The 23,305-nt window shown below is 70.9% G+C and carries 22 protein-coding genes; 8 read left to right on the top strand and 14 right to left on the bottom strand.

Annotated elements, in window-relative coordinates:
• Positions 1-37: 37 nt before the first annotated feature.
• Both ABD841_RS06375 and ABD841_RS06370 read left to right on the top strand, forming a co-directional pair.
• On the top strand, positions 38-736 hold the full coding sequence (locus ABD841_RS06375) for a TetR/AcrR family transcriptional regulator (RefSeq protein WP_344968797.1): 699 nt from the start codon (positions 38-40) through the stop codon (positions 734-736).
• Positions 737-963: 227 nt separating this feature from the next.
• The gene (locus tag ABD841_RS06370; RefSeq protein WP_344968795.1) at positions 964-3,156 is read left to right on the top strand and encodes a GmrSD restriction endonuclease domain-containing protein; all 2,193 of its coding nucleotides are present in this window, start codon (positions 964-966) and stop codon (positions 3,154-3,156) included.
• 174 nt (positions 3,157-3,330) lie between these two features.
• On the opposite strand, the gene ABD841_RS06365 is transcribed toward ABD841_RS06370, so the two are convergent.
• Positions 3,331-3,804 carry an ATP-binding protein gene (locus ABD841_RS06365; protein WP_344968793.1) on the bottom strand — a complete coding sequence of 158 codons (474 nt, stop codon included), beginning with the start codon at positions 3,802-3,804 and terminating at the stop codon, positions 3,331-3,333.
• Positions 3,805-3,949: 145 nt separating this feature from the next.
• Here ABD841_RS06365 and ABD841_RS06360 point away from each other — a divergent pair, with 145 nt between their 5' ends.
• The 3 genes from ABD841_RS06360 (at position 3,950) to ABD841_RS06350 (ending at position 5,485) form a co-directional block, all read left to right on the top strand.
• Complete coding sequence (locus tag ABD841_RS06360) at positions 3,950-4,774, top strand: helix-turn-helix domain-containing protein (protein ID WP_344968791.1); 825 nt, start codon at positions 3,950-3,952, stop codon at positions 4,772-4,774.
• Positions 4,762-4,974: a DUF397 domain-containing protein gene (locus tag ABD841_RS06355; protein WP_344968789.1), complete on the top strand. Its 213-nt coding sequence runs from the start codon at positions 4,762-4,764 to the stop codon at positions 4,972-4,974. The genes ABD841_RS06360 and ABD841_RS06355 overlap by 13 nt, the downstream gene beginning before the upstream one ends.
• 130 nt (positions 4,975-5,104) lie before the next feature.
• The gene (locus tag ABD841_RS06350) at positions 5,105-5,485 is read left to right on the top strand and encodes a hypothetical protein (protein ID WP_344968787.1); all 381 of its coding nucleotides are present in this window, start codon (positions 5,105-5,107) and stop codon (positions 5,483-5,485) included.
• Positions 5,486-5,581: 96 nt separating this feature from the next.
• Here ABD841_RS06350 and ABD841_RS06345 read toward each other — a convergent pair whose 3' ends face one another.
• From ABD841_RS06345 to ABD841_RS06300, 10 genes are all read right to left on the bottom strand, one after another.
• A complete protein-coding gene (locus ABD841_RS06345; protein ID WP_344968785.1) occupies positions 5,582-7,627 on the bottom strand; it encodes a glycosyl hydrolase family 28-related protein in 2,046 nt (681 codons plus the stop codon).
• Between the two features lie 388 nt (positions 7,628-8,015).
• Entirely contained in the window at positions 8,016-8,519 is a 504-nt protein-coding gene (locus ABD841_RS06340) for a MarR family winged helix-turn-helix transcriptional regulator (protein ID WP_344968783.1), read from the bottom strand.
• Positions 8,520-8,653: 134 nt separating this feature from the next.
• Positions 8,654-10,399, bottom strand: coding sequence for an FUSC family protein (locus tag ABD841_RS06335; protein WP_344968781.1), 1,746 nt, complete (start codon positions 10,397-10,399; stop codon positions 8,654-8,656).
• Between the two features lie 317 nt (positions 10,400-10,716).
• Positions 10,717-12,000: an FAD-binding protein gene (locus ABD841_RS06330; RefSeq protein ID WP_344968779.1), complete on the bottom strand. Its 1,284-nt coding sequence runs from the start codon at positions 11,998-12,000 to the stop codon at positions 10,717-10,719.
• 196 nt (positions 12,001-12,196) lie between these two features.
• Positions 12,197-13,264, bottom strand: a complete 1,068-nt coding sequence (locus ABD841_RS06325; protein WP_344968777.1) for a TIGR04500 family putative peptide maturation system protein — start codon at positions 13,262-13,264, stop codon at positions 12,197-12,199.
• A gap of 1 nt (position 13,265) precedes the next feature.
• Positions 13,266-14,252 (bottom strand): MvdC/MvdD family ATP grasp protein, encoded by a 987-nt coding sequence (locus tag ABD841_RS06320; RefSeq protein WP_344968775.1) that lies wholly within the window; start codon positions 14,250-14,252, stop codon positions 13,266-13,268.
• Positions 14,253-14,437: 185 nt separating this feature from the next.
• Positions 14,438-14,590 (bottom strand): hypothetical protein, encoded by a 153-nt coding sequence (locus ABD841_RS06315; RefSeq protein WP_344968774.1) that lies wholly within the window; start codon positions 14,588-14,590, stop codon positions 14,438-14,440.
• Between the two features lie 83 nt (positions 14,591-14,673).
• Positions 14,674-16,872: a peptidase domain-containing ABC transporter gene (locus ABD841_RS06310; protein ID WP_344968772.1), complete on the bottom strand. Its 2,199-nt coding sequence runs from the start codon at positions 16,870-16,872 to the stop codon at positions 14,674-14,676.
• Positions 16,873-17,046: 174 nt separating this feature from the next.
• Positions 17,047-17,433, bottom strand: coding sequence for a TraR/DksA family transcriptional regulator (locus ABD841_RS06305; RefSeq protein WP_344968770.1), 387 nt, complete (start codon positions 17,431-17,433; stop codon positions 17,047-17,049).
• Positions 17,434-17,685: 252 nt separating this feature from the next.
• A complete protein-coding gene (locus ABD841_RS06300; protein ID WP_344968769.1) occupies positions 17,686-17,937 on the bottom strand; it encodes a response regulator transcription factor in 252 nt (83 codons plus the stop codon).
• Positions 17,938-18,091: 154 nt separating this feature from the next.
• Between ABD841_RS06300 and ABD841_RS06295 the strand changes: the two genes are divergently transcribed.
• On the top strand, positions 18,092-18,229 hold the full coding sequence (locus ABD841_RS06295; protein ID WP_344968768.1) for a hypothetical protein: 138 nt from the start codon (positions 18,092-18,094) through the stop codon (positions 18,227-18,229).
• Between the two features lie 26 nt (positions 18,230-18,255).
• On the opposite strand, the gene leuA is transcribed toward ABD841_RS06295, so the two are convergent.
• The gene (gene leuA, locus ABD841_RS06290; protein WP_344968766.1) at positions 18,256-19,968 is read right to left on the bottom strand and encodes a 2-isopropylmalate synthase; all 1,713 of its coding nucleotides are present in this window, start codon (positions 19,966-19,968) and stop codon (positions 18,256-18,258) included.
• Between the two features lie 349 nt (positions 19,969-20,317).
• On the opposite strand from leuA, the gene ABD841_RS06285 reads away from it, so the two are divergent.
• Both ABD841_RS06285 and ABD841_RS06280 read left to right on the top strand, forming a co-directional pair.
• On the top strand, positions 20,318-20,563 hold the full coding sequence (locus ABD841_RS06285; RefSeq protein WP_344968765.1) for a DUF2630 family protein: 246 nt from the start codon (positions 20,318-20,320) through the stop codon (positions 20,561-20,563).
• 238 nt (positions 20,564-20,801) lie between these two features.
• Positions 20,802-20,999: a hypothetical protein gene (locus tag ABD841_RS06280; protein WP_344968764.1), complete on the top strand. Its 198-nt coding sequence runs from the start codon at positions 20,802-20,804 to the stop codon at positions 20,997-20,999.
• Between the two features lie 139 nt (positions 21,000-21,138).
• Here ABD841_RS06280 and ABD841_RS06275 read toward each other — a convergent pair whose 3' ends face one another.
• Positions 21,139-22,200: a hypothetical protein gene (locus ABD841_RS06275; RefSeq protein WP_344968762.1), complete on the bottom strand. Its 1,062-nt coding sequence runs from the start codon at positions 22,198-22,200 to the stop codon at positions 21,139-21,141.
• The coding region (locus ABD841_RS06270; protein ID WP_344968761.1) for a transporter substrate-binding domain-containing protein at positions 22,197-23,305 on the bottom strand (1,109 nt) is incomplete at its 5' end. The genes ABD841_RS06270 and ABD841_RS06275, both read right to left, overlap by 4 nt.

Here is a 23,305-nt window from a genome sequence, read left to right as displayed (position 1 = left end):
CTCTCTTTTCTTTTCATCGCTCTGGTAGGGTCGGGCCATGAGTTCGAGCCGCACCGCACGGGAGCGCGTCAGGGCGGAACTGACCCGCGAGATCACCGACGTCGCGCGCAGGCAGCTGGCCGTCGAGGGCGCGACGGGGCTCTCACTGCGCGCGGTCGCCCGGGAGATGGGCATGGTCTCCTCCGCGATCTACCGTTACTTCCCGTCGCGGGACGACCTGCTCACCGCCCTGATCATCGACGGCTACAACGCGCTCGGCGAGGCCGTGGAACGGGCCGACGCCGCCCTCCCCCGCGAGGACCACACCGGCAGGTGGCTGGCGGTCTGCCACGCCGTACGCGACTGGGCGCTGGCGCGCCCCCACGAGTACGCCCTGCTGTACGGCTCGCCTGTTCCCGGCTACCAGGCACCGCAGGACACCGTCCCCGCGGCCGTCCGCGACACCCTCGTCTACGGCCGGATCGTCTCCGACGCCCTCCGCGCCGGGGCCCTGAACCCGCCGGCCCCCTGCCCGCCCGCCCCGCCCTCCTTCAGTGAGGACGCCGCCCGGATACGCGAGATGATCCCCGGTGCCCCCGACGACGTGATCGTCCGCGCCGTCATCGCCTGGACCGGCCTGTTCGGCTGGGTCAGCTTCGAGCTGTTCGGCCAGTTCAACAACGCGATCCTGGACCGCGCCGCGGCCTTCGACCACGCCATGCGCTGCCACGCCCAGATCATCGGCCTGCCGGTCTGACCTGTCCCGCGAGCCGGATCGTGGCACGACTCTTTCATATATGAAAGAGTCGTGCCCGCCGTCCAGCCTGGTGGCACCCGGAACGCGAATCAAATCCCAAAACGAGCCATTCGCGGCGGGGAACCGTGACTTCGGTGGATTCTCACCGTTTCCATGTCCGGCGTGATAGACGAGAATGAACCGGCCCTCAGAGCGGCATCCCACAGGCGAGAGGCGTATCCGAGTTCATGGTGGACAGTCCTATTCACGGCGAAGGTGTAACGGTTCGCACGCTCTTCGAGCGAAATTCCTTCGCGCTGGACTACTACCAGCGGGAATACACCTGGACCCGGCACGAGGTCGGCACGCTGATCGACGACCTCAGCCAGCGCTTCCTCGACCAGTGGGATCCCATCCGGGAGGGCGACGAGGTCGGCCACTACGCCCCGTACTTCCTCGGCCCCTACGTCTACCACGAGAGCGACGGCCGCACCTTCCTCGTCGACGGCCAGCAACGTGTCACGACGCTCCATCTCCTGCTGATCTATCTCCGGCAGCTCCTACTCGACCAGGAGAACTGGATCTACGCCGACGAGTTGGAGGGGCTCACCTACACGGCGCGGCACGGCAAGCGGAGCTTCAAGGTCGGCAGCTCCGAGGAACTGGCTCGCGCGCAGCTGCTCAACTCCCTGGTCAGCGATTGGAACGGTCTCAAGGGGTTCACGCTCCCCGAGGACGCCCACGTCTCCGTGCGGAACCTCCACGACCGGAGCAGGGAGATCGACGAGGACTTCCCCGAGCGGCTGCGCGGCGAGGCCCTGGTCCCCTTCGTCCGGTGGCTGCTCGACCGGGTGTGCATGGTCGGCATCCGGGCCCTCGACCAGGAGAACGGGCGCGAGATCTTCGTGTCCATGAACGACCGGGGACTCCGGCTGAGCCACGTGGACCTGCTGAAGGGGCACCTCTTCCGGCGGGTCAGCCCGCGGGTGCGCGAGGAACTGGGCAGGTCCTGGGCGGACATGCTGGCCCGCCTCGCCACCGCGGAAGCCGACTCCCCCGAGGCCGGTACGCCCAGCGCCTACGTCCGATCCTTCCTGACGGCGCGGTACGCGCACTTCGACGAGACCTCCTCGGACGCCGCCGAGATCGGGCGGGCGGCCCACGAATGGATCCTGCGCAACGAGGTCCAGCTCGGCCTCGACCGCCCGGCGGGCGCCCGGGAGTTCGTCGAGAGGCTCACGAAGGTGTCCGAGCGCTACCGCGTGCTGCTCCGCGCCCGCCGGGAGTACCGGCCCGACCTCGCCGCCGTCTTCTTCAACGGGTACAACGGCGTCGACGACCAGTTCACCTTCCTGCTCTCCGTCGTCTCATCCGACGACTCCGACGCGGTCTTCATCGAGAAGTGCTCGATGGCGGCGGCCTTCCTCGACCTCGTCTACGTACGCCGGTGCGTCAACAACCTCCCGGTGCAGCGCCGCGACCTCGACCAGATCGTCCAGCGGCTGATCCCCCTCCTGCGGATCTGCCGGACGGCCGACGAGGTCGCCACGGTCCTCGGCCGGGAGACCTCCCTCATCGAGTACGACTTCCGCGAGATCCTCTCCCTGGGACTCCGGGCGAACAACCGCCGCCTGGTCCGCTACCTGCTCGCGCGCATGACCGCCCACGTCCAGCGCGCCTGCGAGGGAGGAGACCACGAGTACGAGTTCCTCCAGGGAGGCCGCGACTACGAGATCGAGCACATCTGGGCCAACCGCTTCGAGCGGTATCGCGCCGTCGTCGAGACCACCGCGGAGTTCTACCTCCGGCGCAACCGCCTCGGCGCCCTGCTGCTCCTGCCCAAGTCCGTCAACGCGAGCTTCCGGGACGACCCCTACGAGCGCAAGCTTGAGCACTACTACGCCGAGAACAGGCTCGCGGCCTCCCTGCACCCCAAGAGCCGCCTGCGGAACACGCCGTTCACCAAGTACCTCAGAGCGTCGGGCCTGGACAGGGCGTTCCAGCCCTGCCCGGAGTTCGGCGTACGGGAGATCGAGCTGCGGCAGAACCTCTACCGGCTCCTCTGCGAAGAGATCTGGAACCCGGCCAGGCTCGGCTTCCGGCTGCCGGTGATCGACGTCCCCGCCGAACGGCCCGCGGCCCGCCGCCGCTACGGTGTCGAGGTCGTCGATCTGATCACGTTCGGCCTGATACCGCCGAACGCCAAGATCTTCCGGACGGTCAAGGGCGAGGTCCACTTCGCCACCATCGAGGAGAAGGGAGTGATCAGGCTGGAGACCGGCCAGCCCTTCCACTCCCTGTCCGCCGCCGGTGCGGCGGTCGCCGGGACCAAGGCGTGCGCCGGCTGGGACGTCTGGCGGATCGAACGCGACGGTGCCGCGATCCCGCTGAAACGCCTCCGCCAGGAGGCCATCGACCGCGGCATGGTTCCCGCGTCCTGACGACACCGCCGGACCTCAGAGGAAAGGACCCCGGCACACCACCGGACCTTCGGGGAAAGGCCCTCGGGAATGGCGGCCCCGATGGGACTGGAACGGGTCTCATCGAGGAACTCCTCCGGCCGGATTACGGGCAGGCTCCGGCCGGAATCCGACAAGTTCCGCGAGGCCCTTCCCCTACTCGGGGGCCGCTTCGGGGACGAGGTCCAGGTCGGCCGGGGACTCCGGATCGGCCGGGAGCGGGGTGGCCCGGAGGGCGCACCAGACCGTGCGGCCCAGGCCCCGGCCGTGGTCGCGTGTCCCCCATGCCAGGGAGACCTCGCGGACGATCAACAGCCCCCGGCCGTCTTCGGCCTCCTCCTCTTTCCGGACGTGAGGCCCGGAGAACAGCGAACCCGGGTCTCTGACCTCCACCTGGACGACGTCCGCTGTCGCGGTGACCGTGAGACCGATGAAATCACCGGTTCGGGCGTCGGAATGCCTGATCGCGTTCGTCACCAGTTCCGAGGTCACCAGCACGACGTCGTCGATCGCGGGGTGGCTGTCACCGAGCCAGCCACGCACTTTGGCACGGGCGCGCGAGACGGATTCACGGGTGCTGGGCAGATCGGTCCGGCCGACGATCCTCGGCCCCGGACTCGCCGTTTTCATGGCTTCACCTACTCGACGAAACAATCCCCGATCGACCTCTCGACCATCGCAGATTGCGGCTACATTAAGTAGTCGATCGACTTCGATTCGCCATCAACAGTTCGATGAAAGCCCAACTGAAACTCCGATTCCCCCGGGAGGCCGGATGCCGAAGGAAAGCGATCTATGCCCCTCCGATTCGCCGACCGCCCTCTTCGGCTTCGAGCTGCGGCGGCACCGCAAGGCCCGGGGCTGGTCCCAGATCCGGCTGTCGCGGGCCGTGCCCTACTCCGTGGGGACGATCAGCATGATCGAGACCGCGAAACGGTCGCCCTCGGAGGAGTTCGCCCGGCACTGCGACGAGGCTTTGGAGGCGGAGGGGGCGTTGATGCGGCTCTGGCCGATGGTCAGCCACGCCTCGGCCCCACCCTGGTTCCGGCCGTGGCTCGACGTGGAGGCGACGGCGGAGGCGCTGCGCACGTGGGAGCCGCTGATCGTGCCGGGCCTGCTCCAGACGGAGGATTACGCGCGGGCCATGCTGCAAGGCGAACCCGGGGTGTCACCGGAACAGGTCGAGGAGCAGGTGACCGCGCGGATGGAACGCCAGTCGATTCTCAGGCGCCCCAAGCCCCCGATGCTCTGGGTGGTCATGGACGAAGGTGTTCTCCACCGTCCGATCGGCAGCCCCGCCGTGATGGCGGCTCAACTGGAGCGCCTTCTCGAGGCCGGTCAGGCTCCTCGAATCACGATCCAAGTTCTCCCCGTCAGGGCCTACTCCACAACCGGCCTCCTGGGAGGTTTTGCCATCGCGCAAACGCACGGAACTCCTGACACCGCCTATGTCGAAGCGGCCTCCAACGCCCAGGTAACCGATTGGGTGGAAACCGTTAAAACTCTAATATTCAGATACGAGGGGATTCGCTCCGAAGCACTGCCCCAGCGCGAATCCTTGGAATTGATCAAGGAGACGATACGGCGATGGACGAGCTGACCCGAGAGCTGAGGACGGCCCCATGGATCAAGTCTTCCCGTTCGGGTAGCAACGGCGGCAACTGCGTAGAGGTCGCCAGCCTGTCCGGCGGTCGCAGGGGTGTCCGCGACAGCAAGGACCCCCACGGCCCCGTCCTGGTCTTCGGCCCCGGCGAGTGGAACGCCTTCCTCGGCGCCGTGAAGAGCGGCGCCTTCGACTGACCGCCGATCCGGGCGGTCAGTCGAGGGGCGGCGAGAGGAAGCCCTTCACACCTCCGGCACGCCCCCGGCACCGCGCAACAGCCAAGATCCTTCCCCGCCCGGAACCTGCTAAGGTGCCGCAATGGGATATATGTTCGAATTCAAGAAGGCGCCCCACGACTGGTGCAACTTCAACGGCTGGATGATGGGGTACATCCGGTTGATCATGCTGGAAGCCGGCGCGATCACCGCGCCAGGTCTGGAGCAAGCGCTGAAGGTCGAAGGGCTGGAGCCGAACGAGCAGAGTGTGGACATGGCGAAGTTCCAGTCCAACGACGGCTGGCACATCACCGCCGAGGAGGCACGCTTCATCGCGTCGCGCCTGCGCCTGGCCGTGGAGCATCACGTGCCCGGCGACACGCTGTCCTTCCTCGACGACGCGCCCCCGACCAAGGACGTGGTCGAATGGCTGGAGGAGTTCGCCGACTTCAACGAGCGCGCGGCCGCGCACGGCGGGTACCTGGTGAAGTAGTCCCGGCCCCGGCCACCGCACGGCCGGGCTGCCCGGGTTTTCCCGGACAGCCGACCAGGCGGATCGACACCGCCCGGAACGCGTCCCGGTGAGGTGTCACCACGGGGACGGCGCCGGTGGTGCGACGACCGGCGGGCGGTCGTCGCAGGTGACGGTGTTCGGCAGCATCCACGGGGCGAGCCACGGCCCGGTGGTGCCGCCCCCGTCGTTGCCGCCCAGGTCCGTCAGTGAGAACTCCGAGCCGGTGGGCGGGAAGCCGAACGAGCCGCAGTTGTTGACGCCGACCGCGCCGACGTGGCGGGCGTCCACGTTCTCGAAGGACGCGGTCCCCTTCACCCGGGCGCTGACCACCGAGGTGCCCGTGCCGTCGACCCTGATGTCCTTGAACCGGACGTTCTCGATCGCGTACAGGTCCTTCACCGACCACTCGCTGACCAGCATGATCGCGTTGTAGGTGTTGTCGAGGTAGTGGTCCCCGACCACCTGGATGTCCGCGTCGATGTCCTTCTCCAGCGCGTAGAACCAGATGGCACCCAGGCCGATCTTCCAGTTCAGCTCGTACGTGCCGGCCCGGACCGTGGTGTTGTTCTCGATCCGCAGGTGCCCGGCGAACGGCTCGGCGCCGAACCGGGACCCGACCTGGATGGCGCTGCCCTCACGGATCGGGTCGGCGACGAGGTTGTTGGAGATCGTGTTGTCCCTGCCGCCGTAGACGGCGATGCCGTTCGCGAGCACCGGCGTCTGCACGGTGTTGCGGTCGAACGTGTTGCCGGCGTTCGCGGTCTTCTCGGACCACATGGCGAGGCCGTCGTCGCCCGTGTTGCGGACGAAGTTGTTGGACACGACCGAGTTCGTGACGCCGGTGTGGAAGTTGATGGCGTCGGCGATCTGGTCGACGATGACGTTGTTCGTGATCCGCAGGTTCGTCATCGGCCCGTCGAACCACATGCCCACCTTGGTGTGCCGGATGTGGAGGCCGTCGATGGTCGAGTCGCTCATCGCCCCACCGATGCCGTTCACCTGGTCGGTGTCGATGCGCTCGCGGACGTCGCCCTCGATCGCGAAGCCGGACAGGTGGACGTTCCTGCTGCCGCCGGCCGACGCGTCCTTGCCGTAGAAGCCGACACCGGTGTGCACCGAGCCGTCGGGGGCCGGGGTGTCGAGGGCGACCTCGCGCCCCTTGATGATCGTGTACCAGTTGCCGGCGCCCTCGATCGTCACGTTGTCGACGATGATGTGGCGGTTCACCTGGTACGTGCCCGGCGGGATGTAGACCTTGAGGCGCTTGCGCTGCGCGAAGGCGATCGCCCTGTCGAACGCGTCGGCGGAGTCGCGCCTGCCGGACGGGTCGGCGCCGAACGCCAGCACGTTGGCCGCGGCGAGGGTGACGCGCGGCGGGCCGACGAGCTCCGAGTCGAGCAGGTCGATGACCGTCCACGCGGCGTTGCTCCCGGCGGGGACCGTGAGCCGTACCCTGTCGCCCGCCCGGTACGTCCGGCCGAGCAGGAGGCGCTGCTCGTCGTAGAAGTGGTTCGGGCGGAACGGCTTCGCGATCACCGGGGGCGGCGTCGTGGTGGCGGGTACGCAGGCGCACTCGGTGATCCACCAGTCGGGGTGGAGCAGGTCGGCGTTCGGGTCGTTCGAGAACGGATACTGGTTGTACAGCCACGCGTACTGCGACGTGAGGGTCATGGTCCTCTTGGCCCTGCCGTTCACCGTGACGTCGAGCGGCGCGGTGATGCCGCCCCCGCCGGGCGCGTCCGGGATGCCGTAACGCACGGTGATCGCGTTGGCCTTGCTCGGCAGCGTGAACTCCACGTGCTGTCCCGGCGTCAGCCTGACCGCCTTACGGCCGGACGCCTCCGCCGGCAGCGTGTACGCGGAGCGGTCCGGGCCGATGATCGTGCCGTTCGTCGCGGCGTTCTCCGCCTCCTGCTCGGCGAAGGCGACGGCGGCGCCCCGTCCCGCGACGAGCGACGGGTCGAGGGCGGCGCGCGTCACAACGGGGGGCGGGGCGCCGGCCGCGCCCGTGTCGGCGAGGGCCGGACCGCCGGGCACGGCGCCGAGGCCGACGGCGGCCGCGGTCACCACCGCGATCACCGTTGCGGCCGCCCGCGGTGGCCTGCCGGACCACCTCGTCATGGCTCCCGTGATGCTCCGTGACATCGGATGCTCGTTTCTCTCGGGGGGTGAACACCCGCACGGCGCCCGGGCGGAGCGGACGCCGTGCGGGTGAGGCGACAGTAGGACCCCCGAACCCCGTTCCACAAGGCTCCTGCGAAACAGTTTCGCAATCTTGCTTTATATGTACGACTCTTACATGGATTCTTGCTGCGATGGAGTGTGTAAGTTGCGGGGTCGGCGCAAGGCGCGTTCAGTCGCAGCGCGAAGCGGACGAGGAGCGGGCGAGAGGCAGGCAAGGGGCGGACGAGATCCGTCCGACCTCGACCTGCCCGACCTCGGCTGCTCGGGCCTCGGCCTGCCCGGCCCTGGCCTGCCCGGCCGCCGGACCGCCCCGGCCCCGGGACGGTCAGAAGCGGTGGGCGCCCAGCTGCCCTTCCAGGCGGAGCAGCAGTTCGCCGAGCAGGTCCGCCAGTTCGCGCCGCCGCTCCTCGTCCAGGCCCGCCAGCAGCGACCCGTCGTAGCTCACCTGCTCGGGGAGTATCCGGTCCATGAGCGCGCGGCCCTCGTCGGTGAGCGAGAGGTGGCTGACCCGCCGGTCGCGGTCGTCGGGGCGGCGCGTCACCAGCCCGCGCTCCTCCAGGAGCCGTAGCCGCTTGGTGACGGCGGCCCCGGAGGCGAAGGTCTCGCGGGCGATCTCGCCGGGGGTGAGCTCCCGGTCCAGCCGCCGCAGGGCACCGAGGACGTCGAACTCGGGCCGGGTCAGGCCGTGCCTGCGCAGCGGCGCGTCGGTGGCCTGCTGGATCAGCAGGAAACAGCGGTTGAGGCGGCCGATCACGGCCATCGGCGCGGTGTCCAGCTCCGGGTGGATGCGCTGCCACTGGCGCATCACCCGCGCGACGATGTCCTCCACGTCCTCCACGTCTTCCGCGCCCCTGCTTCCCTCACCTGTCCGCCGGCCGGAACCGGCGCCATACCCACCGGCCCCCTCACCCGCCCATCGGTCGGGACCGGCATCGCGAACCGGCGTCATGCCCACCGGCCCCCTCACCCGCCCACCGGCCGGGAGCCGACTCTATCGCGCACGGGCTCGGCCAGTCGTGCGAGCGTCCGATGGCCCCGCCGCTCGGCGCGGGCGATCCGTTCCTCGGGCGGCGTGTCCCGCCACCACTCCCCTGCGGCGATCTCGGTGGCCTCCCGGAGCTCCACCAGGGCGGCGACGAGCAGGCTGCGGGCCTGGAACGCCTCACCCGGACCGGCGGGACCGGCCTCCGGCAGGCGCTCCGCCCGATCCTGCGCGGCGGCCACCCGCCCGAGCGCGGCGTCGATCCGGTCGGCGGTGCGGCGGTTGGTCACCAGCAGGCAGCCGAGCAGTCCCGCCGCGACGCCCACGCAGGTGTCCAGCCAGCGATCGGTGATCATCTGCCCGGCGGGCTGGTAGCCGGGGAACTCGGTCAGCAGGAGGGCCATCGGCGTCACGCACACGGTGCCGAGCCAGTAGTTGCGGGTGATCAACGCCTCGGTGGCGAACTGGAGGAGCAGCACGAGCAGCACCAGCGCGAGTTGCCCGATGCGGCTGATCGGCAGCAGGACCACGAACAGGAGAAGTCCCGCGAGGTTGCCGAGCACGCGCTGCAGCGCTCGCTGCCAGGACAGCGTGGCGTTGGCCTGGAAGACGGCGGCCGCGGTCACGATCGCCCAGTAGGGGTGACCGACCCCGGCCGCCATCGAGACCAGCCCCGCGAGAGCGGACCCGGCGGCGACGCGGACCCCGATCGGGAACAGCGGGGAGGACGGGTGGAAGGCGCTCAGGAGGCCCGGCCGGCCGCCCCACGCGGCCCGTTCCACCGCCACGCCCGCCAGCTCGGCGGCCTCGGCCTCGGTGAGGTCCGTCTCGGGCAGTGGCCGGTTCCGGCGCAGGTCCGCGGCCCAGCCGGCGAACCGGTCGGCGTCCGCGACGGCCCCGGTCGCGAGGAACTCCTCGGCGTGCACCAGAAGGCGTTCCAGTGCGCCGCGGTCCGGGCTCGGGGGCACGAGGAGGATGGTGTGCCAGGCGGCGTTCACCGCCGCGGCGGCGGCGTGGCGGGCGCGGAGCACAGCACCGGAATCGGTGCCGGAATCGGTGCCGGTGTTGGCGCCGGTGTTGGCGCCGACGTCACCATCGGCGTCGACGGCGGTGGCGACGGCGGTGTCGGCACCGGCGCGCGGGAGCCGCACGACCGCCTCCAGGGCGCGGGCGACGGCGATGCGCTGGGGACCGTCGGGCCGGACGATCGCGGGGGCCATGCAGACCAGCCACGCGATGACCGCGCCCACCGCCGCGAGCGCCAGGTGGAAGGGCACCTCGGCGAGCCGCTGGGGCACGAAGGCGCACGCCGCCGCCATGAAGGTGAAGATCAGGTTCCCGGGCGGGCCGATCCGGGTGGCGTCGCACGCCACCTTGTGCAGGGCGGCCAGCACCGCGGACACGACGACCAGGACGACGGCGAACCGGGTGAGGGCGGCCGCGGTGAGCGCCACGCCCACGCTCGCGATCATGCCCAGTATCACCCCGAGCAGCGCGCGGGCCCGGGCCCGGTACGGCAGGCCGTGTGCGTACAGGGCGCACATCGCCCCGGCGGAGGTGTAGACCGCCAGGTCCAGACGGCCCATGGCGAGCAGGATCAGGTCGGGGACGGCCAGGGCGACGACCGCGCTGAGCGCGTGTTTGTGCCAGATGTCGCCCCACCGGCCGAGCCGGAACACCCCCTTCAGCGGCAGCGGATGCACACGAGTGCCTGATCGCTCGTTCATGATCTCCGTACGGGAAAGTTTAAGAAGTGTTTTATCCGTAAAACACTTTATGCGACGGCGCCGGGACCTGGCCAACACCCATGGTGAGATCGGCGTCACTCCGCCCCGACGCCGCCGCATCCCGCACTGTCCCCCGGGTCTCCCGGCACCGCCGCGTCCCGGCGCTGTCCCACCGGGACCACCCCGTCCGGCGCCGCCCCGTCCCGGAATCCGCTGGCCCGTCCCGGAATCCGTCGGCCCCTCCGGCAGGCCGCCGGACGCCGCTCAGCAGGTCACGCCGGATATCGGGAGCGACGTGACCCGAGCACGAGCGGCCCTCAGGCGGGACGCTCTCCGGCGAAGAAGACCTCGTCGACGAACGGGTTGCGGAACTTCCCGGCGGGGTCGTACTCGCCGGTCAGCTCCCGGAAGTCGGGCAGCCGCCCGTACAGGGAGCGCACTCGCTCGGGGCTCATCGTGAAGAGCTTGCCCCAGTGGGGACGCGCCTCGAAGGGCTCCAGGGCCTCCTCGACCGCGCCGAGCACCCGGCGCACCGCCGGCCAGTCCTTCTTCCAGGTGAAGTGGACGCCCACGACGTCCTCCCGGTAGGCGGGGCTCAGCCACAGGTCGTCCGCCGCGACGGTACGGATCTCCGAGACCTGCAGGACCGGGGCCATGACGTCCCTGACCCCGTCCAGCGCGTGGAGCGCGGCGACCGCGTGACGGCGCGGCAGCAGGTACTCCGACTGCAGCTCCTCCCCGCTGCTGGGGGTGAAGTCCAGGCGGAAGTGCGGCAGCCGGTCGTACCACGGGCCGGGCACGCCGAGCTGGGCGGTGCAGTTGACGGCGGGCATGCCCGGCAGCGGGTGCAGGTCGGCCGTGGCCGCGGTGGCGTCCAGCCAGCGGGGCGCGGGCTCCCACGCCCCGGGGTCGCCCTCGCGCCGTTTCACCCACACCTGGTCGATCACCCGGTCGCGCCAGCCGGTGAACAGGCTCACGCTGTACGCGGCGGACATGATCTCCTCGAAGTGCTCCTCCAGGCGCTCCCACGGCAGGTTCTCGTAGACGTACTGCCGCACGTCGAAGGCCGGGACCACGTCCAGGGTGAGCCGGGTGACGACGCCCAGCGCGCCGAGGGCGACCACCGCCCCGGCGAAGCGGTCGCCGTCCTTCTCCCGGCTGAGAACGGCGAGTTCGCCGTCCGCGGTGACCAGTTCGACGGCGGACACCGCGGTCGCCAGGTTGCCGTTGGCGTCGCCGGAACCGTGGGTGGCCGTGGCGCAGGCACCGGCGACCGAGATGTGCGGCAGCGAGCCGAGGTTGCGCAGGGCGTATCCCTCACCGTGCAGCCACCGGCTCAGCTCGCCGTAGCGCGTTCCGGCGCCGACCGTGACCGTGCCGTGCGCGGGGTCGAGCTCCGGCGCCCCGGGCAGGCCGTCCAGCGAGACGGCGTCGCCGCCGGGGCAGTCGGCGATCTCGTTGAAGGAGTGCCGCGTGCCGAGCGCCCGTACGGCCCGGCTCCCCGCGACCAGCTCCTGCAGCTCGCCGACACTGCCGGGGCGGTGGAACCGCGCGGCCCCGTAGGTGATGTTGCCCGCCCAGTTGCCCCGCTGTCCGGTCACGCTGTGCCCTCTCCATGCCCGCCGCCGCGCCAGACGCGGTGTGCCGGGCGCCGCCCACCGCACCGCGCTCACATAGGACGCGGCAACCACGCACCGCGTTCCCCCGCGACGGGCGGCCCCGTCCCGGCCGCCGGAGACGTACGGCTCACCGGGGCGCGGGGCACGGACGCGGAGGACGTTCCCGGCGGGTTCCGTGTCAGGTACGCAGGTCAGCGGTGATCTCGTCGGTGCGGACCCGGCTGCCCCAGAACCACTCCATGTGGGCGTGTCGTCGTTGCTCCGCCAGCCAGCCCTCGAAGATCCGCCGCTCGACGAGCCCGCGGGTCACCTCGTCGAGCACGGCCGGTTCCACGGCCAGCACATGCGCGACGCAGAAGCCGCCGTCCGGGAGCCCCGCGGGTCCGAGCACCTGACCGGTCCGCGCCTCCGCCGCCCGGGCGCCGAAGAGCGCGACCAGTTCGTCCCTGCCGTTCGCCTCCATCCGGCAGGTGGCCACGCCCGCCAGCACCTCCCCCACTGCCAGCGCGACGGGGTCCTTCTCCGTCACCCCGTTCCGCAGGGTCCCGGCTGCGGCGTCGGCGCGATCACGGTCCGCGTATCGCAGCCTGACCACGCGCAGCCGGTCGAACTCCTCCCGGTGGGCGGCGAAGAAGTCCTCCACCCGCCCTTCGACCACCTCGCGGCGCAGGTCGGCCACGGCGGCCTCGCTCGCCACGATCTCCTCCAGGCGGGCATGGCTCACACCACGCTCGGTCATCCACCGCCGCGTCGCCTCGGCGGTCAGCAGTCCCCGTGCCCGGCGGAAGGCGTCCATGGCCTGCTGGAGCCGGTCGGCGGACAGGTTCGTCTGCCGGGTGGCCAGGGCCTGTTCGACCAGGGCGGCGTTCACCAACCGCCTGGCGAGGCCGGTGTCCTCCCACAGCACGTCGAGGACCGAGACGGCCCGCTCCATCGTCATGTCGACGCCGTTGACGCGCAGGACGAGCTGCTCGCCGGAGCGCTGGCTTCCCCGCAGCGGCCACGGGATCACCCGGTCCGGCGCGAAGGCCAGTGAGACGCTCCCCTCGGGCGAGAGGAACAGCAGGTCGTAGTGGTACTCGCCGGTGGCGGCCTCACGCTGCCACAGCAGCCGCATCCTCGTCTCCGGGGACCGGGCGCGCAGGTCCGCCAGCCGCTCCTTCGCGTGCTCCGGCGACACGCCCTCCAGCCCGCGCAGCCACGCCAAGGCGTCGTCGAGGAGATCGGGGGGCACCGTCGGCGACATGTCAGGCTCCTTCCAGCAGCAGGTCGCAGACCGCCTCGCTGATCGGCAGACCGGTCAGCTCCTCGATCCACAACCACTGCCCGTTGGGGTTGATCTCCAAGAACACGTACCGGCCGTCCGGGGTCAGGACCAGGTCGAAGGCTCCGAAAGCGAGGCCGAGACGGTCCGTCATCGCCAGGCACCGGCGGGCCACCTCATCCGGAAGCCGGTGCACGCCGTACGGTGTCACCCCGAAGTCGTACCGGCGCCAGTCCACCTGCGACCGGTTGCTGCTCTGAGAGTGGATCTCCGCCGCGAACACCCGCCGGCCGACGACGGTGACCCGGAGTTCCAGCCGTTTGGGCACATACTGCTGCACGATGACCGGGCAGAACCGCAGCGCCTCCGCGTACGCCAGATCGCGGGCCGAGACGAAATCGCACTTGCGGATGACCGTGTGGCCCCCCGCGAGGCTCTCCACCCAGGGTGTGCCCATGGGCTTGGCGATGATGTGCCCGTCATGGCGGTTGTGAAAGTCCCACAGGGCGTCCGCCTGGGTCGCGATCAGCGTCTCCGGGATCTCGAACCCCAGCTCGGCGGCCAGCATGAGCTGGGACGGTTTGTGCGCGGCCCGCCGGACCACCGACTCCCGTGCGGGCAGCGCACGGCACGGCAGATGCTCCCAGAGGTCGGTGATCAGGTTCACGCTCTCCTGGGCGGTGTAGGCGGCCACCGACGGGTCGGTGATCGCCGGGTGGGCCTCCGGCGGCATCGGACGCCGCCACCACAGCGCGGTCAGCGAGTCCAGGTCGAGCGTGCCGGACTCGGTGTGCAGCAGCCGCCGGGCGAGCCCGCGAGCGGTGTACGCCAGCTCGACGTGGGCCCGGGTGAGGTAGTCCCGGTTGTCGAAGACGGTGGTGCGGGCGCCGCGTCCGGCCAGCAGGTGCCGGACGCGGTCGGCGTGCGGGTCGTTGTCACGGGTGAGGACGAGAACATGCGGGGGTGACACGGATCTCCTTGCGGAGCGGGCCTGCGCGCGGTTGGGTCACCGCGGGCGGCGGACCGCTCCGGACTCGAGGCGGCGGGGTCACCGGGCGCGGGGACGGCGCGTGCCCGCGCCCGGTGAACACCGGTCGTGCCCGCCGTCCCTCGGACGAGGCGGTGGGCACGACCGGTTACGCGAGCGGACGCTCGTCAGTCGCCGTAGCAGACGCCGGGCGGGTCGAAGTACTCGGCCGTCACCATCACGGGCTCCTGGCCGCCGCTGATGCTGCTCAGCGCGCTCTCGTCCAGCTCCATGCCGACCGGGGCGATGTCCCCGATCTCAGTACGCGGCTTCGCGTTCATGGAACGTTCCTCCTTTCCTTGTGAGAAAGCGATCTCTTGACCAATGTTGCGGATCTTCGCTTGTGCTTTGCATGTGAGACCTGTCAGGGACTTGCCGGGAGTTGCGCCCGGGTGAGGCTCGCGTACAGGCCGTCCGAGCCGACCAGCGTGTCGTGCGCGCCGCTCTCGACGATCCGGCCGCCGTCCAGCACCAGGATCAGGTCGGCGTCTCTGATCGTGCTCAGCCGGTGGGCGATCACGATCCGCGTCTGGGGGAGGGTGCCGAGGTTCGCGCTCAGCGCCGCCTCGGTATCGGTGTCGAGGTGGCTGGTGGCCTCGTCCAGCAGCAGGATCTCCGGCCGGGCCAGGATCGCCCTGGCCAGGGCGATGCGCTGGCGCTGACCGCCGGACAGGCCCGCGCCCTCGGTGAGCAGGGTGTGATACCCCAGCGGCATGGCGGCGATGTCGTCGTGGACGCAGGCCAGCCGGGCGGCCTCCTCCACCTGCTCCGGGGAGGCGGTGGGGCTCCCCAGCGCGATGTTGTCCGCGATCGAGCCGGTGAACAGGGCGGGCTCCTGGGTGACCACCCCGAAGCGGCGGCGCAGCCACCCCGGATCCAGGCGGGACACCGGCACCCCGTCGTAGAGGATCTCTCCCTCGACCGGCGGAAACAGCCCCAGCAGCAGCCGCGCGAGGGTGGTCTTGCCGGACCCGGACCTGCCGACCAGCGCGACCTTCTGACCGGGGGTGATGCGCAGCTCGATGCCGCGGACGATCCACGGGCTTTCGGGCGCGTACCGGAAGCCGACGCCCCTCAGCTCTATCCCGCTCCACCGCGCTCCGGCACCGCGACGGCCGGCGACCGCGGTCGTGGCGGAGGAGCGCGGGGCCTTGCCCTCGTCACCCGCCGCGTCGTCGGGACCGGTCTCAGGGGCGGTCTCCCAGATGTCGGCGAGCCGCTCGGCCTGGGCGCGGGCGGTCTGAAGACTCCGCAGGCTGCCGGCCAGCGAGGTCAGCGGCGCCAGGGCCGCGGCGGCCAGGGCCAGCACGCCGAGCATGGCGCCCGCGGTGAGCCGGTGCTCCACCACCTGCCACGCGCCGGCCCACAGCAGCGTCAGCGGGGTGGCGAACCTCAGCGCCGCCAGCGCGGTGTCCTGCATGCCCTGGGCGAACGTGCTCCGCCGCACCCACTGCATCTGGACGCCCAGCAGACGCGTCCACCGTTCCAGAACCTGGGACTCCGCTCCGGACGACTTGATCGTCTCGATCCCCTTGACGGACTCGATGAGCTGTCCCTGCGCGTCGTTGCGCGCCTCGTGCTCGCGGTGGACCAGGTCGCGGATCCGCTGCCGGGAGAGGAGGAGCACGAGGAGCTGGGCCCCCGCCAGGACGACGAGCACCCCGCCGAGCAGCGGCGACCGTACGGTGATCGCGACCAGATAACCGATGGCGAGGGGGGCGTCGAGCAGGGCCGACAACACCTGGCCGGTGAGGATGTCACGCAGCAGGCCGGCTCCGGCGATCCGCGCGACCAGGTCGGCCGAGCCCCGGTGGGCGAAGAAGCGGAACGGCAGGGCGAGCAGCCGCCTGGCCAGATCGTCGAGCAGGGCGGTATCGGCCCGGGCCCGCAGCACCACCAGCGCCCAGGCCCGCAGCCCTCCTGCCGCGAGATGGGCGAGCACCGCCGTGATCGCGGCCAGTCCCAGCAGGGGCAACAGGTCGATCTCCCCGCGCCCCAGCACCTGGTCCACGATGCTCTCGGTGGCGGCGGGCAGGACGAGACCGAGCCCCTGCAGGATGAGACTGAGCAGCACCAGGACGGCCAGGACGCCCCGGTGGTTCAGCACGCTGGAGCGGACGTAGCGCGACCACCAGGATCGCCGTTCACCGAAGCGGCCCCGCCGAAGGTCCGGGCCGGGGGCGAACGTGAGGATCACGCCGCTGTAGTCCCGCGCGAACTCCTCCTGGGTGAGCCTGAGCCGCCCGGCGCCCGGGTCGACGATCGTGATCTGTCCCCTGACCGCCCGCTCCACCACCACGAAGTGCCTGGCCTGCCAGTAGGCGACAGCCGGCAGGGCGATCTCGGGCACGTGCGCCGCCGGCAGGGAGAGCGCGCGGGTGATCAGCCCACGCGCCCGCGCGACGCGCACCAGGGTGAGCGCGCTGACGCCGTCCCGGCCGATGCCCATCTCCTCGGCCAGGACGCGCACGGAGGTATGGTGCCCGTGCGCGCCGAGGATCATCGCAAGACAGGCGGCCCCGCATTCGACGAGGCTGTGCTGGAGTATGACTGGAACCCGCATGAGGCGGTAGTCTGCGCCCCTCCGCTTTTCGCCCGGTTGTGGGCGATTGGCGATGCTGCGCCGGTCACGTCCCCGGGCCTGCCCCGCGCCGGTCACGCCCGTGGGCGCAACCCCCGCGCGGGGAAGGAAGCGGTTCGGGAGACTCGCCTCCGGAAGCGGTCCGGGAGGCCCGCCTCACCTCCTGCGGGCCGCGCACCCGATACAGGTCCGCGCGACCGGGCGCGCCTGCAGGCGCTCGAACGCGATGGGCCGCCCACAGCGCTCGCACACACCGTAGGTGCCCTTGTCCAGCCGCTCGATCATCTCGTCGAGGTCGTCGAGATGGTTGCGGATCTGGCCGAGGAGGGCCTGGATATGGGCCCGCTCGAAGGCGATCGCCGCCACCTCCGGGTCCTGCTCGTCGTCGGCCGCCATCAGCACCGACGACTCCACGATGTCGTCCCAGTCGCGCGTCAGCGCCGCGATCTCGATCACTGTGCTCTCGCGATCGGCCATCAGAAGGTCGCGCATGGTCGCCCGCTCCGCAACGGAGAGGACCTCGTCCGAAAGCTGCTCGCTCATCAGCGTCTCACCCCCGTCCTGCCCCGGGCGCGCGCTTCGCCGCCGAAGACGGCTCAGACACCCCGTACAGGCGCGCCGGCCTGGGACTTCCCCCAGTTTACGACCGGGGAACCCGTCCGGGACGTGCCTGAAGGCGGGCGGCGGCGAGGAGACAGCAAGATGAAGCGGTCCAGAGAATCCCAATGTCCCGACAGGTCGGCACAAGATCCCTCAAGCGATCACAAGCCCTACGGACAGGATCAACAGCGGCAGTCACGACTCCAGGTAGCGCAGGACGGCGAGCACCCGGCGGTGGTCGCTCTGCGAGGCAGACAGGCCGAGTCTGGCGAAGATCTGCGTGACGTGTTTCTCCACCGACCCGTACGACAGGAACAGGGCGCCGGCGATCGCGGCGTTGGAGCGGCCTTCGGCCATCATGGCCAGCACGGTGCGTTCGCGGTCGGTGAGCGCACGCAAGGCCTCGGCCCGCCTGCCCGGCCAGAAATAGGGCGGTTCCCCGGACATGACGCGACCGCGCCCGTGCGGGTTCGCACGGGCGCGGTCGGATGGGCGACGCGGGTGCCTCGTGGGCGGCGCGGGTGCCTCGTGGGCGGCGCGGGTGCCCGGTGGGCGATCGCCGGGCGCCGGGACGGCAGGTTGTGCCGAGGTGGCGCGGGCCATGCTCGATGGGCAGGTCGTGCCCGGTGAGCGGGGCAGGTCCGGCAGGTCGTGGTTCCACCGGCGGCCGGTGCGGCTGGCGGCCCGTCGGCGGCCGGTGGTCGGCGTGGTCGACGGCCCCGGCGGCCGGTACGGTTGACGGCCGCCGGTGCGGTCGACCGGCCGCTAGCGGCCGGCGCGGTTGACGGCGGAGATGACGGCCTTGAGCGCGGCGGTGGTGGTGTTGGCGTCGATGCCGACGCCCCAGAGGCTCTGACCGCCGATCTCGCACTCGACGTAGGAGGCGGCCTTGGCGTCGGTGCCGGCGCTCATGGCGTGCTCGGCGTAGTCGAGCACGCGTACCTCGACGCCGACCTTGGTCAGGGCGTGGCAGAAGGCGGAGATGGGACCGTTGCCGACGCCCTCGACCTCACGGATCTCACCCTCGACGCGCAGGTCGGCGCCGATGGCGTCCTTGCCGTCGCCCCGGGAGGTGGTGCGGTGGGCGAGCAGGCCCAGGCGGCCCCACGGGCTGGCCGGGTTGGGCAGGTACTCGTCGGTGAAGATCTCCCACATGTGCTCCGGCGTGACCTCGCCACCGGAGGCGTCGGTGCGGGCCTGGACGGTGCGGGAGAACTCGATCTGCAGGCGGCGCGGCAGGTCCAGGTGGTGGTCGGCCTTCATGATGTAGGCGACCCCGCCCTTGCCGGACTGGCTGTTGACCCGGATGACCGCCTCGTAGGTGCGGCCGATGTCCTTGGGGTCGATCGGCAGGTACGGCACCTCCCAGGTGAAGTCGTCGACCGGGACGCCCGCGGCGGCCGCGTCGCGCTCCAGGTGCTCGAAGCCCTTCTTGATGGCGTCCTGGTGGGAACCGGAGAAGGCGGTGTACACCAGCTCGCCGCCCCACGGGTGGCGCGGGTGGACGGGCAGCTGGTTGCAGTACTCGGTGACCCGGCGGATCTCATCGATGTCGGAGATGTCGACCTCGGGGTCGATGCCCTGGGAGAAGAGGTTCATGCCCAGCGTGACCAGGCATACGTTGCCGGTGCGCTCGCCGTTGCCGAACAGGCAGCCCTCGATCCGGTCGGCCCCGGCCATGTAGCCCAGCTCGGCGGCGGCCACGGCGGTGCCCCGGTCGTTGTGCGGGTGCAGGGACAGCACGATCGAGTCGCGGTAGGCCAGGTGCCGGTTCATCCACTCGATCTGGTCGGCGTAGACGTTGGGCGTGGCCATCTCGACGGTGGCGGGCAGGTTGACGATCACCTTGCGCTCGGGGGTGGGCTGCCAGACGTCGTTGACGGCGTTGCAGACCTCGACGGCGTACTCCAGCTCGGTGCCGGTGAAGGACTCCGGGGAGTACTGGAAGTAGATCTCCGTGTCGTCCATCTCGGCGGCCAGCTTCTTGCAGAGCCGGGCGCCCTCGACCGCGATCGCGGTGATGCCCTCGCGGTCCTGGCCGAAGACGACCCGGCGCTGGAGGGTGGAGGTGGAGTTGTACAGGTGCACGATGGCCTGCTTGGCCCCGCGCAGCGACTCGAAGGTCCGCTCGATCAGCTCGGCCCTGGCCTGGGTCAGGACCTGGATGACGACGTCGTCGGGGATCAGGCCCTCTTCGATGATCTGCCGTACGAAGTCGAAGTCGGTCTGGGAGGCGGCCGGGAAGCCGACCTCGATCTCCTTGTAGCCCATCTTCACCAGCAGCTCGAACATCTTGAGCTTGCGGTGGGAGTCCATCGGGTCGATCAGCGCCTGGTTGCCGTCACGCAGGTCGACCGCGCACCACCGGGGGGCCTTCTCGATGACCTTGTCGGGCCAGGTGCGGTCGGTCAGCCTGACCGGGGTGAACGGCCGGTAGCGGTGGAACGGCATGGGGCTGGGCTGCTGCTGCGGATACATGCAAAGGCTCCTCGACTGGGGAAAAACAATCGTGGCCGACGCGCATGGCTCGCTCCGCGACGAGGGAGCCGGCCTCTACAGGCCCTCGTCGCGGCAGCTAAGAAGCAGCCCGCGCAGCATGCATAGCACGTTAGCAGACGTGTCCGGATGCTCGGACCTCGGTCTCACATCGCGGGACATGGGGTCTCCGCGCACCCGGCCACGAAGGGTGTCCACGCAGGTCAGACACGACTTCCGGGCGGGAAACGGATGGGCCGGGCACGGTGGGCCGCGGCGGACCCGGTCCGCGTCGGAGCGGTCAGTCGCCGATTCGATACAGTCCAAAAGGACCCCGACAGTGGGAGGGACCATGAAGGACCGCGACATCCTCACGCACATCAACGAGCTCATCGCCGAGGAGCGCGACCTCCGGCGGCGGCTCGCCGCGCACTCGATCTCCTCCCACGAGGAGAACAACCGGATCAAGAACCTCGAGGAGGCCCTCGACCAGGCGTGGGACCTGCTCAGGCAGCGCCGGGCGCGCCGCGAGTTCGGCGACGACCCCGACGCGGCGGCCCCCCGCCCGATCGAAGAGGTCGAGGACTACCGTCAGTAGTCCGCTCGGCGATCCCCCGGACAGGGCCTACGGGGCCCGCCCGGCTCGGGTGCGTTCTCGTCGTTCATCCTCTTCCGCCGGACTTCGCGACTCCCCCTGGCCACGTACTCTGGATGGTCTCCGTGGTCCCCGGTCACGCGCCCCGGACCGGTCTCCGCGGCTTCCCCCGGTCGCGTCCCGTCCCCGCGGACCTGCGCCATCCGGGGATCGTCCGAATTCATCGGCGTTTGGAGGTTCCGTGTCCGAGTACGGTCCGGCGCTGTTCGTGTCCCGGAGGGACGGGGCGGAACTGACGGGTGATGAGCGGGCCGCGGTTCTGCGGCTGGTCCGGTCGGCCTGCCGTGTCCTGGGGCTTGCCGACGACACGGGCGACACGGCCGACCGGCACCCCGGGGCGTGGCCGCCGTTCGGTGCCGTGCCGTGCGGGCGCCGGTGACGCATTCCTCGGGGTCGCGGTTCTTCCACCTGACCCCCGTACCACCTTCGCCGCCCCACCGGGCCGGCCTGCGCCCGGCGGCGGTGGGGCGAGCGGCACGGCGCCGACGTGGCGGCGGACGGGCCGGCGGGGTTGCCGGTCAGCCGAGCGTGGGGTCGTCGACGACGCGGCCCTGGCAGCGCGGGTCGGCCGGTCCCGGCTGCCCGGCCGGGACGAGCCAGGAGAGCACGCTCTGCTCGACGTACCAGCCGTGCAGGTTCACCCAGGTCCTGGGCACGTCCCCCGGGTCGGGGCAGAGCACCTTGGACTGGAGCCGGTCGTTCGGGATGAAGCGCACGGTGCCCTCCCGGCCGAGGACGGTGGACATCTGGTCGTCGCTGGCGACCAGGTAGCCCACGATCACCTCCCTGGACCCGCCGTCACCGAACTGCAGGGCGATCATCGGGAGGATCGGCGCCTTCATGACGACCACGCCGACCAGGAAGGGCGTGAGCACCGACATCGCGATCGCGATGCCGTGGGTCAGCACTCTGGCGGGCGCCTCGGGCACCGGGCCGGTCAGCAGCACCGTGAGCCCGGGCGGGAGCGTCAGCAGGATCGCGGTGGCCACGTCCCGCGCGGCGAAGGCGGCGGTGATGGCCGGCCAGAGCAGCGCGTAGGAGAGCACCGCCACGATCACCGGCAGCGCGTAGCAGACGGTCGCCCGCAGTTCCTCGTGGCCGGGGAACCGGTCGCGCACCGTCAGGCCCGCCACGGCCAGCGCCATCATCGCCAGCGTCGGCAGGAAGCGCAGCTGCCAGGCGCACAGCCCGACGACGAGGGCCAGCAGCACGACCCAGCCGGGCAGCCGCTCGGCGGCGCGCACCAGCCATGAGGAGCGGCCGGTGCTGACCCAGTACAGGGTGCCGAGCAGGCGCCCGCCGAGGACGAGGGCGGGCAGGACCCACACGGTCGTCAGCAGGACCGCGCTCAGCATGCCCAACGGGCTGATGGTCTGCACGAGCAGGAGCAGCGTCTGGGTGTCCTGCCTGCTGGCGTACCACAGCCGCATCACCAGCAGCACGAGGGGGAAGGCGGGCAGCAGCGCGAGCAGCCACTCCTGGTTCCTCGGCGCGTCCTTGACCCGTCTGTCACCCCTGACGGGCTCCCCGCCCCGCTCGTCGTCCCCTGGCGCGTCGATCCGCCCCCGGTCGGTTTTCACCGGGACGGGCACTCCTGGACGGGGAGGGTCCGCTCCCAGGGCCACCGGCGCACCTCCGGGGGAAGCGCGCACGGCTGCTCCGACTGCGCCACGTTCACCCGGGGGCTGGCCGAGAGCAGCGGGTCGATGTGGGTCTGGTAGGCCTGCTCCCAACGCTGGTCCCGGGGGTCGGCGTAGGAGCGGTAGAGCGCCAGGTCGACCAGGGTGCGCAGCGCGTGGTTGGAGCCCACGTTGACCGCCCACATCTCGGTTTTCTCCAGCGCGATGTCGTGGTGGCGGAGCTTCCCGTCCGACTGCGCGACGAACCCGGCCAGGAGCGCCGCGTCGGTGGTCACCGCGTCGAACTCGCCGTCGTGGAGCCCGCGCACGCAGTCGCTGAGCAGGTTCTTGCCGGTGACGACGGCCCGGGTCGCCCTGGACAGCTCACTCTCGGAGGTGGAGGTGCCGAGCGTGCAGACCTTCTTGCCCTCCAGCTGTCCCAGCGAGGTGATGGTGCCGGGGTAGTCGGACTTGGTCACCACGGACTGCTCGGTGAAGAGGTAGGGCGTGGAGAAGCCGACGGACGGGTCGGCCTTCCGGGCGGGCGTCACGCTGAAGGTGGCGACCACGAGGTCCACCTTGATGAAGCGCCCGTTGTCGTCCAGGGCCTGCATGCGCGCCCTGTCCTCGGTCTCGATGGCCAGGAAGTCGACCTTGTCCGGCGGGTAGCCCAGGTCCGCCGCGATCATGTAGGCGATCTGGATGTCGAAGCCCTTGTAGACCCGCCTGCCGCCCTCCTCCTGCAGGGCGATGCCCGGGGTGTCGGATTTCACGCCGATGCGGAGCCTGTCCTTGTCGAACAGCCCGGCTTTCTCCCGCAGCTCGGCCTCGGTGGGCGGGCCGTTCACCCACACCACGGACGCGCCGACGACAGCCGCGGCGATGATCAGCGCGACCCACGCGGCCAGCCGGAAACGGCGGGCGCGCCGCCGCGGCGGCGGTCCGGAACGCGGAAACTCCGCGGCCTCTGAGCCACGGTCGCCGTCGTCCTCGCCCTGCCACCGGTCGCGCCGGTCGCCGTCGTCCTCGCCCTGCCACCGGTCGCGCCGGTCGCCGTCGTCCTCGC

The sequence above is a fragment of the Streptosporangium fragile genome, assembly GCF_039534445.1.
GTDB lineage: Bacteria > Actinomycetota > Actinomycetes > Streptosporangiales > Streptosporangiaceae > Streptosporangium > Streptosporangium fragile.
Note: the sequence above shows the minus strand (reverse complement) of the source record. Positions and strands in the feature narration are given on the sequence as shown.